Raw genomic sequence first — 14,455 nt, forward strand, 5'->3', positions numbered from 1 at the left:
TACCTTTCTGGGATGCATTCAGGTCTAAGTATTAGACCAATGGGCAAACTAATCAAACAACAAAATTTCGAGGTGGCTCCGGAGGAGCTGCGAACCTGGCAGGGCAGAAAAGAGTGGTTTTTCAACCGTGACGACACCGATCACTACGAGCAGTACTACGAGGGGCCCTACAAATACCAGGAAGTCTGGCAGAAGAAAACTTTGGAAGGGCTTATCAAGCAGGATACACGGGTAAAGAGCCTCTTGGAGTTTGGGTGTGGGACGACCCGCTTTACCAGATGGTGGCACGAAATCGGATTGGAAGCGACTGGAGGGGACATTTCCCCTTTTATGCTCGCGCAGGGCGTGCAGCTCTTCGGCGGAGATCTGGTTTTGGCAGACTCCCACCACATGCCTTTCAAGGATCATTCTTTCGATGCATTGGCTTTTGTGACCACCTTTGAATACTACCAAAATCCCGTTCAGGTGATCCGCGAGGCGGTGCGGGTAGGCAAGTATGGGATCATTTTTGGGATGATGAATAGGAATACGCCCAAGCTCATTCGTCGTCGCGTCCAGCAGGCTTTTGGGAAAAACAACTACTACACTACCGCACATTTCTATACGCCCGGATCCCTAAAGGATTTGGTGGCAGAGGCACTGCCGGATCGCAAGTATGTTATCGATTGGAATGCCACCGGCTTACCCAAATGGTTTCCCAAGCAACAGTGGAAGATTCCCTACGGAGATTTCTTCGGCTTCCATGTCAAATTAACGGATGTGTGATGGCTGCTTTTGAGGATTTTTCCGGAAAGCTCAATGCACAGGGCTTCAAAGAGGAACTGATGGGGTTGTGTGGAGCGGATCGCTCCGAGGTACTTTGCGGCCCGGCTTTCGGAGTGGATACTTCGGTCATCGATTTGGGTGGGGAACAGGTTTTGGCGGTGTCCAGTGATCCGCTTTCTCTGATTCCGGGTTTGGGAATGCAGGTCTCGGCTTGGCTGTCGGTGCATCTTTTGGTGAATGATCTGAGCACGACTGGCTTTGCGCCACAGTTTGCCCAGTTTGTCTTGAATCTTCCTCCCGATTTGTCGCGGTCGCAGTTTCGGGAATATTGGGGACACATCCATCAGCTTTGCCATGACTTGGGGATAGCAATCACGGGAGGGCATACTGGGCAGGTTCCGGGCCAGAATTCGACCATTGCTGGTGGAGGCACGATGTTTTTGAGAGCTCCCAAGGACCAGGTTTTGACGAGTAACATGGCGAAGCCGGGGGACAGTATTGTATTGACCAAGTCGCCCGCTATTTCGAGTACTGCACTTTTGGCGATGGCATTTCCAAATGCGGTTCGGGACAGGCTGGGAGAAGAAATCCAGAAAAAAGCGAGCGAGAATTTTTGGAAGCTTTCGGTACTTCCTGAGGCACTTATGGCATCAAGTACCTTGAAGCCAAAGGAGGAATTGCGTGCCATGCATGATGTCACCGAAGGTGGAGTGATAGGGGCTTTGCTGGAAATGTCCGAAGCAGCTGGAGTCGGTTTTTTGGTTGAAAAAGAGAAAGTCCTAATTCCGGAGGAAATCCGTCAGGTAGCGGCACTTTTTGAAATCGACCCTCTGATTTCCATCGGGGCTGGAGCCATGCTGATGGCTGTCAAACCAGGGAAGGAGGACGCTTTGATCCGAGAGCTGAAAAGCCAGGAGATTCCTGCCACAGTGATCGGCGCGTTTACGGAAGATCGCAGCCGTCTCATTCGAAATTTGGACGGGATGGCCCAAGCCATTGCCTTTGATGGGAGAGATCCGTATTGGGAGGCGTTTTTCAAGGCTCTGAAATTAGGGAAGACATGAAAAGGCTTGGGAGATTATATCTCGTCTTGAACCCCACGAAAGACTGGGACGGGCTCCTTACTAGTCTGCATCAGGCGCTAAAAGGAGGTGTGGGAATCGTGCAGGTATGGGACCATTGGGCGGAGGAGGTGACCGATTCTGCCAAAGGAACCCTCCTTGTTCGGATAAAAGAACTGGCCGACAAGTTTCAGGTTGCGGTATTGCTCAACGAAGATTGGGAGCTGGCCTTAGCTTATGGACTGGATGGAGTGCATTTTGATCGGATTCCGGAGGATTGGGATAAAGCCAAAATCCAATTGCGGAAAAAGCTGATCGGAATTACTGTCGGAAACGATCTGGAAACCGTCCGTTGGGCCAACGAAAATCGACTCGCATACATTAGTTTCTGTTCGGTTTTTCCTTCATTATCTGTGGATACCTGCGAGATCGTGCTGCCGGGAACCATCAAGAAAGCAAGGGAAATGACCGACATTCCCATCTTTCTTTCTGGAGGAATCCGAGCGGAAAACCTCCCTCTTTTGGAGCGATACTCCTATGAAGGAATCGCGGTGATCTCGGGAATTCTCAATGAGGAGAATCCCAGAGAGGCTGCCAATGCCTATCTCAAACAATTAAAATCAAAACCATGAAACGAAGTTTGTTGGACCGCCTTTGCTGTCCCTTTGATAAAAATGAATTGAATGTCCAGGTCTTTCATGAAACCGAGGATCAGGTGATCATCGAGGGTGTATTAACCTGCTCCTGCTGTGAGCGATATTTTCCGATCATATACGGAATCCCCATTATGACGCCAGATCAGTATCGGGAAAAGTCACTGGAAATCTCCAGTATGAAGCGATGGGGGCTTGAGTTGGATGTGGACAGGGATTCCTTTCGACTGGAAAAGCCTTTGGCGCAAAAGGAGTTGGGGGAGTAGGTTTTTGGCTTTCGGACAGAACGACGTATTTTTCCAAGAAACAAACCAGCATCTAGCCGTGGGAAAAAAACTGGAATCGATCACCGAAGACCTGAGTGACTTTATTGCCGCCCAGAAGATATTCTTCGTAGGTACCGCCGCGGCGGATGGACGGGTGAACGTCTCGCCCAAAGGGACAGACTCCTTTCGGGTCATCAGTCCAAACAAGGTCGTGTGGCTCAACCTGACCGGAAGCGGAAACGAAACCGCCGCCCACCTGCTGCTTGATCCGCGGATGACTATCATGTTTTGCGCTTTTGAGGGCAAGCCGATGATTTTGAGGCTGTATGGACAGGCGAAGATCTTTCACAAAAGAGACCTGGAGTATAGGGACTTCATCGGGCTCTTTCCGCCCAATACCGGCTCCAGACAGGTCATCGAAATGGAAGTGGACCTGGTGCAGACCAGTTGCGGATTTGCCGTGCCCTTTATGGATTTCAGAGAGGAGCGAGAGACCCTCAATACATGGTCGTCCAAGCAGGGCGTCGATGGAATAGAGGCGTATTGGGAAAAGAAAAACACCCGAAGTATCGACGGATTTGAGACGCGGATATTTTGAAAGGAAGAAGAGATTCGGTCAACCTTACCTTTTTTAAAGGCAAAAGGAACAAATTCCAGAAAGGCTATTCGATTGAGTAAAGCTTCGACTCTCTTACCCCTTTTTTCAGACTAGCGATTTCATCGTTGTGCGATTGGTGGATTGGAAGTTAAATGATCGGCGATTCCTAACCTTGTTAGGTTTCGTGAAATGTCATAAGCTCACGCTAGACAGGTTTGGAAGCTCAATTTTGATGGCTGAGTATGGCTTCCTCCAAATCGATCTTTTCGTGATACCTGAAATATTTAACCACCTTACCTTGCGGGTCGATCAGAACCGTTGTAGGTAGCCTCGACATGAAGTATTTTTCCTGAAATCCAGTGCCCTCTCCCAGCCAAAGTATGGGGTTATATTTATCGCCAATTCCATTTCTGATGTTTTCCTCATTGTCACGCAGGCAGGTAATGGCGACCAGGGGGTACTTTTCATCCAAGGCATCCACCTGTGCTGCGAGCTCCTCGTAGTCCGGATATCTCTCAGATGGGTCTGGGCGTACCAATCTTTTTCTGAATTTGCCAAAAGTGGCCGAATGGATCCCGAAACATACCCTGGCGATAGCCATACTCATAGTCTGTGGTGGGATTGACCAAAGTGGCACCGGCTTGAATGGCCTTTTCCATCACAGCCTGCACGTCCTGCACAAATAATCCAATCACGCAAGTGACCCCTTTCGCACTGGCGGGTTCCAAAGCATCCCCATGGTCTCATGGATGTGGAAGGTCGCTCCATGAAACTCAAACTCAGCCACATGAATACTCCCGTCTTCATTTCGAAAGCAAAAAATCTCCCTAGCGCCAAATTTTCGGTAAAAGTCAAGCTCAAAGGTTTGCTTGGGAATATGTAGTTCCGGGGCGAAATGGGTGTGAGTCTCCTCCATGGTTTTAATAGAGAATAAATTACTTGGATTTCTAGGCGAAGGTCTTGTCCCTCAGGAGTCAAATTAGATAAAGGGCTTCAGTTTTGCACCAATTTTTTTAATTTGAAGAAACTAGTCACACATTGAATTTCCTTTTTCGAATCCAAGCTGAATCCTTTTCCCATGATGCGAACTACTGTTACCTCTTTCTCTTTCCTGCTCTACTTGGGCCTGATTACCTCTTGTCAAAAGACTGCAGAAAGTTCTCCTCCAGATCCAATGGAGTCGCTCGCAAAGCTGGAGTGGATCGATTTGAGCTATTCCTTTGACTCGACCACGCTCTATTGGCCGAATAATCCCACTGGCTTTGAGCTGCATACCGAGGCGGAAGGGATGACGGAAAAGGGCTATTTCTATTCTTCCTATAGCCTTTCTACGCCCGAGCATGGAGGGACGCATTTGGATGCACCGGTTCATTTTTCTGAGAAAGGGCTAAAGCTCGACGAACTTCGTCTCGATCAACTCATTGGAAAGGCCGTGCTGATCGATGTCAGTGAGCAGGCTTTGGCTGATAGGGATTATCTGATTGACACCGCTGCGATCATGGCCTGGGAAAGGAGAAACGGGCAAATCCCAGAGCAAAGCATGGTCTTGTTTCGGACGGGATATGGCAAGTTCTACCCGGATCGGGAAAAGTACTTCGGCACGGCCAAAACGGGCATGGAGGCGATTCCGGAGCTCCACTTTCCCGGGATTCATCCCGATGCTGCGAAGTTTCTGGCGGAGCAGCGCAAGGTCAAGGCCGTGGGTTTGGACACACCAAGTCTGGATTATGGGCAGTCCCAAGATTTTGCAAGCCATCAGGTGCTGATGGGCAACAATATCCCTGGCTTCGAGAATATGGCAAATCTGGATCAGCTGCCGGATTCAGGAATCTACATCGTAGCCCTTCCCATAAAAATCAAAGATGGCAGTGGGGGGCCATTGCGGGTGATTGCGGGGGTGGGGAGGTGAGAGCTAGAAGCTATCCAGCCAGTGTGCCTTAAAGTGAGAAATAAAGTTTCGATGGGGCTGGGTGGAATTTGTAGTTTCATCAGGTCTGCTGTTTTTCACTCATAAAACTCAAAAAGATATCGCTCGTCGTAGTTGATTTCAAACTTGGTGAGCAGGGTCATGTATTCCTCTCGGAAGGTTTGCTTCTTGTGGTGTTCGCGTTGGTTCAATACATAGTTGACCACCCGGTCGATTTGGGATCTGGAATAGGAAAACGCACCATATCCGCTCTGCCAGGAAAATTTTCCTTGGATATATTTTTTTTCATTCAGCCAATTGGACGAGCCTGACTTCACCTGTTCCATCAGCTTGGCCGGAGAGATTGCGGGGTGCATGCCAACAAAAATGTGGGTATGGTCGGGGTTGCAATAGATGGCATAGGTTTTACATTGATGATTAGAAACAATACCGCAGATAACTTTTTCCAATTCATCACGGAAGGATTCCCTGATTGAGTTCTCCCGTCCCTTGGAGCAGAAAACGAATTGGATATAGAGCTGAGTGTAGGTGTTTGGCATTCCTGTTTCTGATGGTGAGAATGTATCAATTTAACAATGGCGTATTGCTAAAACAATCATTGACGGAATGTAGATTTCAGCGCTACGCGCCTCTGGCCTTTGTGTGGTGTTTTTTCTACGAAGATGTCAGGGCTACGCCCCTGGCGCGATTCGGATGGGTGGGTGAATTAGCCAAAGGGTTGTATGCTGCTTTTTCGATACCGTTTTGTAATACCGGGAGCAGGCCGTAGGCTGGCAATCTTCGTAGCAAGATGCGTGTCCTGATTGTTGAAAAGGGGCGTAGCCCTGTGATCTGTGATATTGCCTCAAACCTAGCGAATCGATTTTATCGCTACGCGCCTCGTGCCTCGCGGTGTGGTGTTCTTTTTCTACGAAGATGCCGGGACTACGCCCCCATGATAGCTCTTTGGAGTAAAGCGCAATAGGGCTATGATCTGCCTTTGTTTTAGGTAACGGGGTAGTAATGTTAGGGCAGGCCGTAGGCTGGCAATCTTCGTAGCAAGATGCGTGTCCTGATTTCTAAAAAGGGGCGTAGCCCTGTGATCTGATGAAATGGGGAAAGATTGGCAGATCAGGTTTTGATTTCAGCGCTACGCGCCTCTTGAATCGAAATTGTTTTGTTTTCTACGAAGACGTCAGGGCTACGCCCCTCCGGCAGCGCTCTGGTGTAAAGTGCGATAGGGCTATGAGGAGCCTTTGTTTTTGATAGGGGATTAGTGATGTTGGGCAGGCCGTAGGCTGGCAATCTTCGTAGCAAGATGCGTGTCCTGATTTCTAAAAAGGAGCGTAGCCCTGTGATCTGATGAAATGGGGAAAGATTGGCAGATCAGGTTTTGATTTCAGCGCTGTTTTCTACGAAGACGTCAGGGCTACGCCCCTCCTGCAGCGCTCTGGTGTAAAGTGCGATAGGGCTATGAGGAGCCTTTGTTTTTGATAGGGGATTAGTGATGTTGGGCAGGCCGTAGGCTGGCAATCTTCGTAGCAAGATGCGTGTCCTGATTGCTAAAAGGGGGCGTAGCCCTGTGATCTCCTTGGTTTTCAGTCCACCTCTCTCAGTTTTCCTTTTAATAAAATGGAAATTTTGGTCTTCCCTCATTGCCTGCCCGCCGTTGCGAAATCTTCCAGCCCGAATGGAGAAGTAAAATCGATCATTTGCAAGATTGAGGATATATATCTACTTAAATAAGTTTTCCTTCCGCAAAAAGTCTTCTGATCTCTTTTTTGTCAAATTTGCCCACGCTGGTTTTTGGCACTTCGTCGAGATAGTAATAGTCTTTGGGAATCTGGTATTTCACAAAGTCCCGCGACAGAAATTCGATTAGTTCATCAGCCGAAACCTTGTCCTCCTTGTTCACCAAGACTAGGGTAGCTAAGGGCTTTTCTACCCATTTTTCGTCCGGTATCGCGATGACCGCAGCTTCCTTGATTTTGGGATGAGCCATCAAGGCAGACTCTAGAGCCACACTGGAGATCCATTCCCCGCCACTTTTGATCAGGTCTTTGGTCCTATCCTTGATTTCCATAAAACCATCGGTATCAATGGTGCACACATCGCCTGTCTTAAACCAACCATCGGCAGTAAAGCTTTCCTGATTGTTCGTTTTAAAATACGAGCTGATGACCCAGGCTCCTTTTATCTGAAGCTCTCCCATGGTTTTGCCGTCGTTGGGAGCTAATGTTCCGTCCTCGTTTACAATCCTGATTTCCACGCCGGGAATAGCAGTGCCCTGTTTGGCCCGCACGACCAATTTCTCACTCTCCGGCAAGTCCCCATGTTTGGTCTGAAGCCGACTTACCGTTCCCAGCGGCGAAGTCTCGGTCATTCCCCAGGCATGTGTTCCTTTGATTCCAAAATCCTTTTCAAAGCCTTCAATAAGACTTTTAGGAAGTGCAGAACCGCCGACCAAGTATTCTTGAAGGGCTAACTTTTCCTTCGGAGGGTTCATTTTCATCGCATGATATACTCCGAGCCAAATGGTTGGGACGCCATTGGCCTTGGTTATTTTTTCCGCTTGGAGCATACGGATGATCGCATCTGGATTGAGGTTTGAAGAGGGCATGACCATGGTAGCGCCAGCCAATAGGCACAAGTAGGGAAAGCCCCAGGCCATGACATGGAATTGGGGGACAATCAACAGTACAATGTCGGTATTGCCAATATTTGCCGCATTTGGCGCCATCAATGCAAACGCATGCAAAAAAGTAGACCTGTGGGAATACAAGGCTCCTTTGGGCAATCCCGTGGTTCCACTGGTATAGCACATCGCGCAGGCATCATTTTCATTCAATTCAGGCCAGTCAAAAGATTCCGACTGTTCGGCGATCAGCTCCTCGTAATGGATTGTGTTTGGTAAGGTGGTTTTAAAATCCTCTGGCGCATTGATCAGGACATAATGCTCTACCGTCTCAAGTCGCGGAGCGATCTTTTCCAAAAGTGGAACTAGGGTGGCATCAACAAAAATCACCTTGTCCTCCGAATTATTGATAATATACTCGATTTGGTTGCCGGACAGTCGGATATTAATCGTGTGGCAAACGGCTCCTATGCCGGAAATCCCGTAGTACAACTCCACATGGGCACCATGATTCCAAGCGAAAGTACCCACCATGTCGCCTTTGCTGATTCCGAATTTCTGTGTCAGAGCATTGGCTAGCTGTTTACAGCGCTTGTACATGTCACCGAAGCTGTATTCGTGGCGCGTGCCATTGGGTAAGTAGGTGATGATTTTTTTGTGGTGATAGACGCTGTTTCCATACTCAAGAATGGTATTGGTCGTCAGCGGATAATTCATTATCAAGCCTTCCATTTCTTCGGGTCTATGTTGCTATGCTTATTGCAGTCAGCTGGGTAACGTTTGCAAATCATTCGAATATCCTATTCAATTTGCTCAGTTTCATACAGCGCTGTGTCATAAGCAAATTACAAATTTGTATGGGTAGAAAGGTGTAGATGCAATCTCAGCTAGTCCCAATTCTATTTATTCTACACCCAGCGGGAGAGGTAGCTAGAAAGCACTATCGTAACTAATCCGGACGAAAGACCTGAAAGTACTTTGACACATGGCGGACAGGCGTTTGTTAGGCGTGTTTAATCAAATGAGATTTTGGTTTTAACTCCACCGTTTTCACGGTTGTTTATTTCGATGAGCCTGTTTAGAAGAGCTTCTTCATCCTGATCCACTCTTTTTAACCAGTCATTGAATTCTGATTTAACGGATGGGTTTAAAGTTGTAAAATCAAAAAGCCCATAAGTTATACCCCCATCAATGACAACAAAATAGTCACTCATTAAGTAGTCGATACAATTGTTAATTAACTTAAGGCCATTTTGGATATATTCACTGTCAAATATGATCTCCTCTGGTCGCCTGCAATAGCTGTGAACATATTGAGACAGTTCAGAACAAAATTCGTCTGATTTCTTCAAGTCAAAAGTTTTCAAAGTTCCACCTTCGAAGATAGCCTTTGTCGCGGCGCTTGAGAAAGATTGATAGCGATATTTTAAGCTGTTATACCTCTTGTTCGCTTTTTGTATTCCTAATCTTCCACATATTTCGTTCAAAAATTCTTCAGAATCTGTCCCTTTAGCTGCCATTGCTATCAGCTCAAATTCTAAGCGTTCAAATAAATTCCTAGTTTCAAGAGCTGCATATAACACTAAACTCGAATCTGAAAAGTTCTTTGCAGAAGTCATTAGTCGTTCTATCTGTCTCAAAATCCAGGGAACTTCTAATGATCTATTATATGTGTTGAACTCTGGCATTTTATGATGGCCTAATACGCGCTAACATCCATGTTAAATCCCACTGCCCGTTTTGGGCGAAGAGTCCTCTGGCTGTTGCTGGATTTAAAATAACCATTTCGTCGATTCCGGCAAGGGTAAGCTTCGTGATTCTATTGTAGTTCCAAGTATTTTCTAGCCTGCTGCTTGTTTTCAATCTTCCCGCGCTAAAAGTACCTTCCCAAAAATCGGTGCGACCGCGCTGCCTCTCCAGCCGGCGGAATAGTTGGCGGCCATATAGATGTCGATTTCGGGAATATAGATCACCTGCGTACCCCAGAATCCGGAATGGCAGTAGGCATCTAGGCCGTTGACCTGGACTTTGTACATGCCCATTTGGTAGTCCATGCGGGCTTTTTCGGCATAGGTCACGGGTTCCAGCATGAGTTCTAAGGTTTCGGGATTTTCGAATATTTTTCCCTGAAACAGTGCCTGAAAGAAATCGACCAGTTCCTGGGTGCTGGACAGGATTCCACCGCCACCATAGTAGTCCATCGTCGGGCTAAACCCATAGGTGTCCTGGCCTTGGAAATACTGGTGGATGCGCAGCTGGTCGGTGGCGGGATCGATGCGCTCGAAGTCGGTTCGGGCAAGTCCCAGAGACTCCAAGCCCAACAGTTCCTTGATACCTCCATCCAGATTTTTGCCTGTGTAGGTCTCGATCAGCTCCCCGAGTATCACATAGCCCGTATCCGAGTAGCTAAATTGCTGTCCCGGAGGGCCGATGGGTTCGCCTTTTTCCACACACATTCGGAATTGCTCGGTGCGAGTCCACTCATGAGGGGGCGTTTGTAGTACGAGCTCGAAGAACTCAGGCGCGTGCGTATGGTCAAAAAATCCCGCGGAATGCCGTAAAGTCTGTTGAATCGTGATTTCGTCCAGATCATAATCCTGAGACAAAATCTGGGCGTGCTCGGCAGAAAGATGCTTGGAGATCGGGTCATCCAGCTTCAAAACTCCCTTTTCCATCAGTCGGAGAATGCTGGCTGCTACATAGGTTTTGGTCACGCTGGCGATGCGGAAAGTCTGATCAGTTTTCAGGGAGTCGCCTTTGGACAGGTCATTGATGCCTGCCGCGCCGGAGCAAGAGAAATCCTCATCTCCCGATTCGATCGTAAAGAGAATTCCGGGCATGGATTCGCTGATTTCCGAATCCAGGATCTGTTGGAAGTTTTGGGCCGGAGTTTTTTCCCAGAGAAAGATGCTGAAAAGAATGAATGCAAAAGGCCTGAGGAGTTTCATAGGAATTAGGAAGATAGGCAACGAAAATAGTCTTTTTTGTCGGTTTTGGTTGAGTAGGGAACTTCGACTAGATCCCAAATTCATGACTCACCCGCTCATTGATTTTATCAGAAAGAAGTTCGACAAGATCCTCATCCATAAACTCATATTCATCGGGGATATGAAGGGTTTCTATTTTGGGTAGCTCCAAAAAGCGATAAAGCTCCTTTATTTTTGCGCTGTGGTCGGGCTCCATCACCAATACTAAATCGGCCCAATTCAAATCGTTTTCCGAGATTTTCCGACTGCTCTTAGGGCTCAATCCGGCAGATCTAACCGAAAAACGAGGCTCGTTTTTAAACATAAATTCGGCAGTCCGACTGCGTCTCTTATTCTTTCCACAGATCACAAGGATATTGGGCCTTCTTGAGATATGTTTCAAATTTGTGGGATTTTGGATTTTATTTTTTGATTCAGATTCCAAGTCAATCCAACCATCAGCACCAAAAACATCCCCAAGAATGTCAACAGAAAACTTTGTCCGGTAAAGGTTGCGATCTCTCCAAAGAGAAAAGGCATCAAGGTAATACCCACATAAGCGCTGGCCATCTGCAATCCCATGATACTCTGGGAGTGCTTTTCCGCAAAGTTGGCAGGTGTCTCGTGCAGCAGGCTGGGGAAGATAGGCGCGCAGCCCAAACCAATGGCCAAAAATCCGGGTAGGATCAGCGCGTCAATTGGTAAAACCAACAGCGCAATCCCCAGCCCGATCACGGCTTGGCCGAGATAGACCAATTGGCGGTTGCTGAAGTGGCGGGTCAAAAAGCCGGAAAGAAATCTCCCAATCGTGATGCCCAGGTAATAAAGCGAAGCATATCGGGCGGCAAGGTCAGCCTCGAAGCCTTTTTCAAAAACCAAGTAGCTAGCTCCCCAAAGCCCAAAACTCGCTTCAATCGAGCAATAGCAAAAGAACACCAACAGGGCTTGAGGCAGTCCGGGAAGGACTTGGATGAGTTGGAAAAGTCCCGGGCGTTTTTCCTCCGTAGACCTTGAGTCTTCCATCTGGTTTTTGACCCACAACGGCAGAGACGCGACCAAAACCGCCACCAGCGCGAGCTGAATCCAAGCGATGCTTTGGTAGCCATCGGACCAAGAGTGTCCCCGGGCCAACTGTCCAGCCAAGATCATCGGGCCGATTGCGGCGCCAACGCCCCAAAAGCTATGCAGCCAGTTCATGTGGCGGGCTTCATAGTGGAGAGCCACGTAGTTGTTGAGTGCGGCATCGACACTTCCTGCTCCCAGTCCAAGGGGAACGGCCAAAAGGCAGAGAAAAGCAAAGTGGTCGGAGAGGGAATAGCCCATCAGCGCCAAGGCCGTCATCAGGACACTGAAGGTGGTCACTGAGGCCACGCCGAATTTTCGAATCACTTTGCCGCTGAAGAGACTAGAGACCACCGTTCCGGCAGCGACGATCAGGGAAAGAATCCCGGCATAATTTACGGGAACACCCAGGTCGCCAAACATGGCCGGCCAGGCGGCTCCCAAAAGTGAATCGGGCAATCCCAGGCTGATAAAAGCCAGATAGATGATGAGTAGAAGGATTTTCTTTTTCAAAGCTGACAGAAAAAATAGGGTGGTGGTTTTGGACTAAAGTTATCAAAGCTGGGATCATTCTCAAGCCGATTGACTTCAGCTGAGGCGATCACAAAGCAGGACAGTTTTTCCAGAGGCTTGGTTTTATTTGACAAAGAATCATTCAATTTATGAAAAGTCAACTCATTTTACTTGCTTCCTTTTTCCTCCTGGGCGCAAGTTTTGCCCAATCCCATCAACCCAACATTATTTTTATTCTGACGGATGACCAGAGGTGGGATGCCTTGGGTTTCGCCGGAAATGAAATCATCCAGACTCCTGAAATGGATAAACTGGCGGAGCAGGGGACTTATTTTGAAAATGCCTTTGTCACCACGCCGATATGTGCAGCCAGTCGGGCGAGTATCTTGACTGGACTGTACGAACGTACCCACGGTTATACCTTTGGGCAGGGCGATATCAAGGAACCCTTTATGGCGCAGTCCTATCCCGTCGAACTCAAGAGGGCGGGATATCACACGGGTTTTTTTGGAAAGTTCGGGGTGAACTATCCCGGATTTTCGGGCTTGTTTGACGAGGGGGAAGATTATGACCGAAACGGAAAATTCAAGGATAGAAGGGGCTATTTCTTTAAGACAATTGGGGAAGATACGGTTCATTTGACACGGTATACCGGACAGCAAGCTCAGGATTTTATCCAAAAGGCTCCGAAGGATAAGCCATTTATGCTTTCGCTCAGCTTTAGTGCTCCCCACGCCCATGACCCCGCTCCGCTTCAGTATTTCTGGTCCCAGGAGTATGACGAGCTTTACAAAGATGTGGTGATTCCAGCACCCAAAATCGGGGAGGAAGGCTACTTTTTGGCGCAGCCGGAGTATGTAAGGACAGGAGAAAACCGGACCCGCTGGCATTGGCGATACGATTCGCCCGAGAAATTCCAGCATAGCGTCAAGGGCTACTATCGTATGATCTCTGAGGTCGATGCAGAAATCGGGAAAATTCGGGATGTTTTGGAACGGGAAGGATTAGCAGAAAATACAGTCATCATCCTGATGGGTGACAATGGCTATTTCCTCGGGGAAAGGCAACTGGCTGGAAAATGGCTGATGTACGACAACTCGCTTCGGGTGCCGCTGATCATATATGATCCCAGATCAGGTGGTGGGGAAAGGGTGTCTACAGCCGCGCTGAATATCGATGTGCCTGCTACGATTTTGGATTTTGCAGGGGTTAAAAGCCCTGCATCATGGCAGGGGATGAGCCTGCGATCATCTAAACTTGCCTACAGAAAGGAGATTTTGTTCGAGCACCTTTGGCAAACTCCCATTATTGCGCCCAGCGAAGCGATCCGTACTGAACAATGGAAGTATTTCCGCTATATCAATGATCCGGAACATGAAGAGCTCTATGATCTGCGAATTGATCCGATGGAAATCAATAACCTTGCGGATGATCCAAGCCATGCTTCCGAGCTCAAAAAGCTTAAAAAGCAGTTGGAACAGCAATCCCAGCGGTACCTGAAGGAAAAGGCGAGAATTCTAGATTAGTGTTATGTAAATAGAGGGGGAGAGAAAGCGCTTTTTTCCTCCTACTCTTTCTTCAATTCCTCATCAGGCACAGCCATGGTATGGTTCGCCAGCAGCTTGTATTCCCCATTGATCTTGGCGTAAGTTCTCATGAAATTGTAGGTTACCGGGCTTGGTGGGCGGTCGACTAGCGTAAAACCACTTACCACGGCGGTCTCTCCCAAAAACACGACTTTTTGGTCGCGGGAAGCTCTCCCTTTGGTATTGTCTACTTGGCCTCCCTGTATACGCTTGGCTCGGGCTAGGACTTGAGGTTTGCCATCGATAAGACTGGCATGGTTGTGCACCCAGACAAAGTCATCAGCAAGAAGCCTTTCCAAAAAAGCCGCATCCGAGTCCAACAGGGCTTTCTCCCAAGCCATATCCAGCGCAATCAGCTCCTTTTCCTGAGCGCTTTGGGCATGGGCAAATGAGACGGAAAACAAGACGGCGCAAAAAAGGATCAGCAAGGTTTTTTTCATGGCA

At 48.2% G+C, this 14,455-nt stretch carries 16 protein-coding genes and 1 pseudogene; 7 read left to right on the plus strand and 10 right to left on the minus strand.

Annotation, left to right across the window (positions count from 1 at the left end; all coding sequences use genetic code 11):
* The first annotated feature begins 39 nt into the window (after window positions 1-39).
* From J0A67_RS00720 to J0A67_RS00740, 5 genes are read left to right on the plus strand one after another with little or no spacing between them, the layout of a single operon-like run.
* Entirely contained in the window at window positions 40-765 is a 726-nt protein-coding gene (locus J0A67_RS00720; RefSeq protein ID WP_206567356.1) for a class I SAM-dependent methyltransferase, read from the plus strand.
* Window positions 765-1,829 (plus strand): AIR synthase family protein, encoded by a 1,065-nt coding sequence (locus J0A67_RS00725; RefSeq protein ID WP_206567357.1) that lies wholly within the window; start codon window positions 765-767, stop codon window positions 1,827-1,829. The genes J0A67_RS00720 and J0A67_RS00725 overlap by 1 nt, the downstream gene beginning before the upstream one ends.
* A complete protein-coding gene (locus tag J0A67_RS00730) occupies window positions 1,826-2,458 on the plus strand; it encodes a thiamine phosphate synthase (RefSeq protein WP_206567358.1) in 633 nt (210 codons plus the stop codon). Before J0A67_RS00725 ends, J0A67_RS00730 begins: the two co-directional genes overlap by 4 nt.
* Window positions 2,455-2,745: a Trm112 family protein gene (locus J0A67_RS00735; RefSeq protein ID WP_206567359.1), complete on the plus strand. Its 291-nt coding sequence runs from the start codon at window positions 2,455-2,457 to the stop codon at window positions 2,743-2,745. The genes J0A67_RS00730 and J0A67_RS00735 overlap by 4 nt, the downstream gene beginning before the upstream one ends.
* Window positions 2,746-2,803: 58 nt before the next feature.
* A complete protein-coding gene (locus J0A67_RS00740; RefSeq protein WP_206567360.1) occupies window positions 2,804-3,343 on the plus strand; it encodes a pyridoxamine 5'-phosphate oxidase family protein in 540 nt (179 codons plus the stop codon).
* Between the two features lie 223 nt (window positions 3,344-3,566).
* Here J0A67_RS00740 and J0A67_RS00745 read toward each other — a convergent pair whose 3' ends face one another.
* The 3 genes and pseudogenes from J0A67_RS00745 to J0A67_RS00750 form a co-directional block, all read right to left on the minus strand.
* Window positions 3,567-3,950, minus strand: a complete 384-nt coding sequence (locus J0A67_RS00745; protein ID WP_206567361.1) for a TlpA family protein disulfide reductase — start codon at window positions 3,948-3,950, stop codon at window positions 3,567-3,569.
* Window position 3,951: 1 nt separating this feature from the next.
* Window positions 3,952-4,002, minus strand: a pseudogene (locus J0A67_RS23245) (hypothetical protein); the annotation flags it as partial.
* Window positions 4,003-4,034: 32 nt separating this feature from the next.
* Complete coding sequence (locus J0A67_RS00750) at window positions 4,035-4,259, minus strand: VOC family protein (protein ID WP_206567362.1); 225 nt, start codon at window positions 4,257-4,259, stop codon at window positions 4,035-4,037.
* A gap of 162 nt (window positions 4,260-4,421) precedes the next feature.
* On the opposite strand from J0A67_RS00750, the gene J0A67_RS00755 reads away from it, so the two are divergent.
* Entirely contained in the window at window positions 4,422-5,252 is an 831-nt protein-coding gene (locus tag J0A67_RS00755) for a cyclase family protein (protein ID WP_206567363.1), read from the plus strand.
* 95 nt (window positions 5,253-5,347) lie between these two features.
* Here the strand turns inward: J0A67_RS00755 and tnpA are convergent, their stop codons facing one another.
* The 6 genes from tnpA to J0A67_RS00785 all read right to left on the minus strand — a co-directional run bounded on the left by tnpA (window position 5,348) and on the right by J0A67_RS00785 (window position 12,425).
* A complete protein-coding gene (tnpA, locus tag J0A67_RS00760) occupies window positions 5,348-5,809 on the minus strand; it encodes an IS200/IS605 family transposase (RefSeq protein ID WP_206567364.1) in 462 nt (153 codons plus the stop codon).
* A 1,178-nt stretch (window positions 5,810-6,987) separates the two neighbouring features.
* The gene (locus J0A67_RS00765) at window positions 6,988-8,616 is read right to left on the minus strand and encodes a long-chain fatty acid--CoA ligase (protein ID WP_206567365.1); all 1,629 of its coding nucleotides are present in this window, start codon (window positions 8,614-8,616) and stop codon (window positions 6,988-6,990) included.
* A gap of 281 nt (window positions 8,617-8,897) precedes the next feature.
* A complete protein-coding gene (locus J0A67_RS00770) occupies window positions 8,898-9,572 on the minus strand; it encodes a hypothetical protein (protein WP_206567366.1) in 675 nt (224 codons plus the stop codon).
* Window positions 9,573-9,743: 171 nt separating this feature from the next.
* A complete protein-coding gene (locus tag J0A67_RS00775) occupies window positions 9,744-10,832 on the minus strand; it encodes a serine hydrolase domain-containing protein (RefSeq protein ID WP_206567367.1) in 1,089 nt (362 codons plus the stop codon).
* A 67-nt stretch (window positions 10,833-10,899) separates the two neighbouring features.
* The gene (locus tag J0A67_RS22995) at window positions 10,900-11,094 is read right to left on the minus strand and encodes a hypothetical protein (protein ID WP_241265026.1); all 195 of its coding nucleotides are present in this window, start codon (window positions 11,092-11,094) and stop codon (window positions 10,900-10,902) included.
* A 155-nt stretch (window positions 11,095-11,249) separates the two neighbouring features.
* A complete protein-coding gene (locus tag J0A67_RS00785; protein ID WP_241265027.1) occupies window positions 11,250-12,425 on the minus strand; it encodes an MFS transporter in 1,176 nt (391 codons plus the stop codon).
* Between the two features lie 149 nt (window positions 12,426-12,574).
* On the opposite strand from J0A67_RS00785, the gene J0A67_RS00790 reads away from it, so the two are divergent.
* On the plus strand, window positions 12,575-13,951 hold the full coding sequence (locus J0A67_RS00790) for a sulfatase family protein (RefSeq protein WP_206567368.1): 1,377 nt from the start codon (window positions 12,575-12,577) through the stop codon (window positions 13,949-13,951).
* A 41-nt stretch (window positions 13,952-13,992) separates the two neighbouring features.
* Here J0A67_RS00790 and J0A67_RS00795 read toward each other — a convergent pair whose 3' ends face one another.
* Window positions 13,993-14,451, minus strand: coding sequence for a nuclear transport factor 2 family protein (locus J0A67_RS00795; RefSeq protein WP_206567369.1), 459 nt, complete (start codon window positions 14,449-14,451; stop codon window positions 13,993-13,995).
* Window positions 14,452-14,455 lie beyond the last annotated feature (4 nt).

This window comes from Algoriphagus aestuariicola, from assembly GCF_017254835.1.
In the GTDB taxonomy this organism is placed as follows: Bacteria; Bacteroidota; Bacteroidia; order Cytophagales; family Cyclobacteriaceae; genus Algoriphagus; species Algoriphagus aestuariicola.

Bases quoted from the DNA above. Each gene is read 5' to 3' on its own strand.
- J0A67_RS00770 (WP_206567366.1), bottom strand. From the start codon at position 9,572: ATGCCAGAGTTCAACACATATAATAGATCATTAGAAGTTCCCTGGATT.
- J0A67_RS00730 (WP_206567358.1), top strand. From the start codon at position 1,826: ATGAAAAGGCTTGGGAGATTATATCTCGTCTTGAACCCCACGAAAGAC.
- tnpA (WP_206567364.1), bottom strand. From the start codon at position 5,809: ATGCCAAACACCTACACTCAGCTCTATATCCAATTCGTTTTCTGCTCC.
- J0A67_RS00795 (WP_206567369.1), bottom strand. From the start codon at position 14,451: ATGAAAAAAACCTTGCTGATCCTTTTTTGCGCCGTCTTGTTTTCCGTC.
- J0A67_RS00755 (WP_206567363.1), top strand. From the start codon at position 4,422: ATGATGCGAACTACTGTTACCTCTTTCTCTTTCCTGCTCTACTTGGGC.
- J0A67_RS00720 (WP_206567356.1), top strand. From the start codon at position 40: ATGGGCAAACTAATCAAACAACAAAATTTCGAGGTGGCTCCGGAGGAG.
- J0A67_RS00745 (WP_206567361.1), bottom strand. From the start codon at position 3,950: ATGAGTATGGCTATCGCCAGGGTATGTTTCGGGATCCATTCGGCCACT.
- J0A67_RS00790 (WP_206567368.1), top strand. From the start codon at position 12,575: ATGAAAAGTCAACTCATTTTACTTGCTTCCTTTTTCCTCCTGGGCGCA.
- J0A67_RS00765 (WP_206567365.1), bottom strand. From the start codon at position 8,616: ATGGAAGGCTTGATAATGAATTATCCGCTGACGACCAATACCATTCTT.
- J0A67_RS00735 (WP_206567359.1), top strand. From the start codon at position 2,455: ATGAAACGAAGTTTGTTGGACCGCCTTTGCTGTCCCTTTGATAAAAAT.
- J0A67_RS00775 (WP_206567367.1), bottom strand. From the start codon at position 10,832: ATGAAACTCCTCAGGCCTTTTGCATTCATTCTTTTCAGCATCTTTCTC.
- J0A67_RS00750 (WP_206567362.1), bottom strand. From the start codon at position 4,259: ATGGAGGAGACTCACACCCATTTCGCCCCGGAACTACATATTCCCAAG.
- J0A67_RS00725 (WP_206567357.1), top strand. From the start codon at position 765: ATGGCTGCTTTTGAGGATTTTTCCGGAAAGCTCAATGCACAGGGCTTC.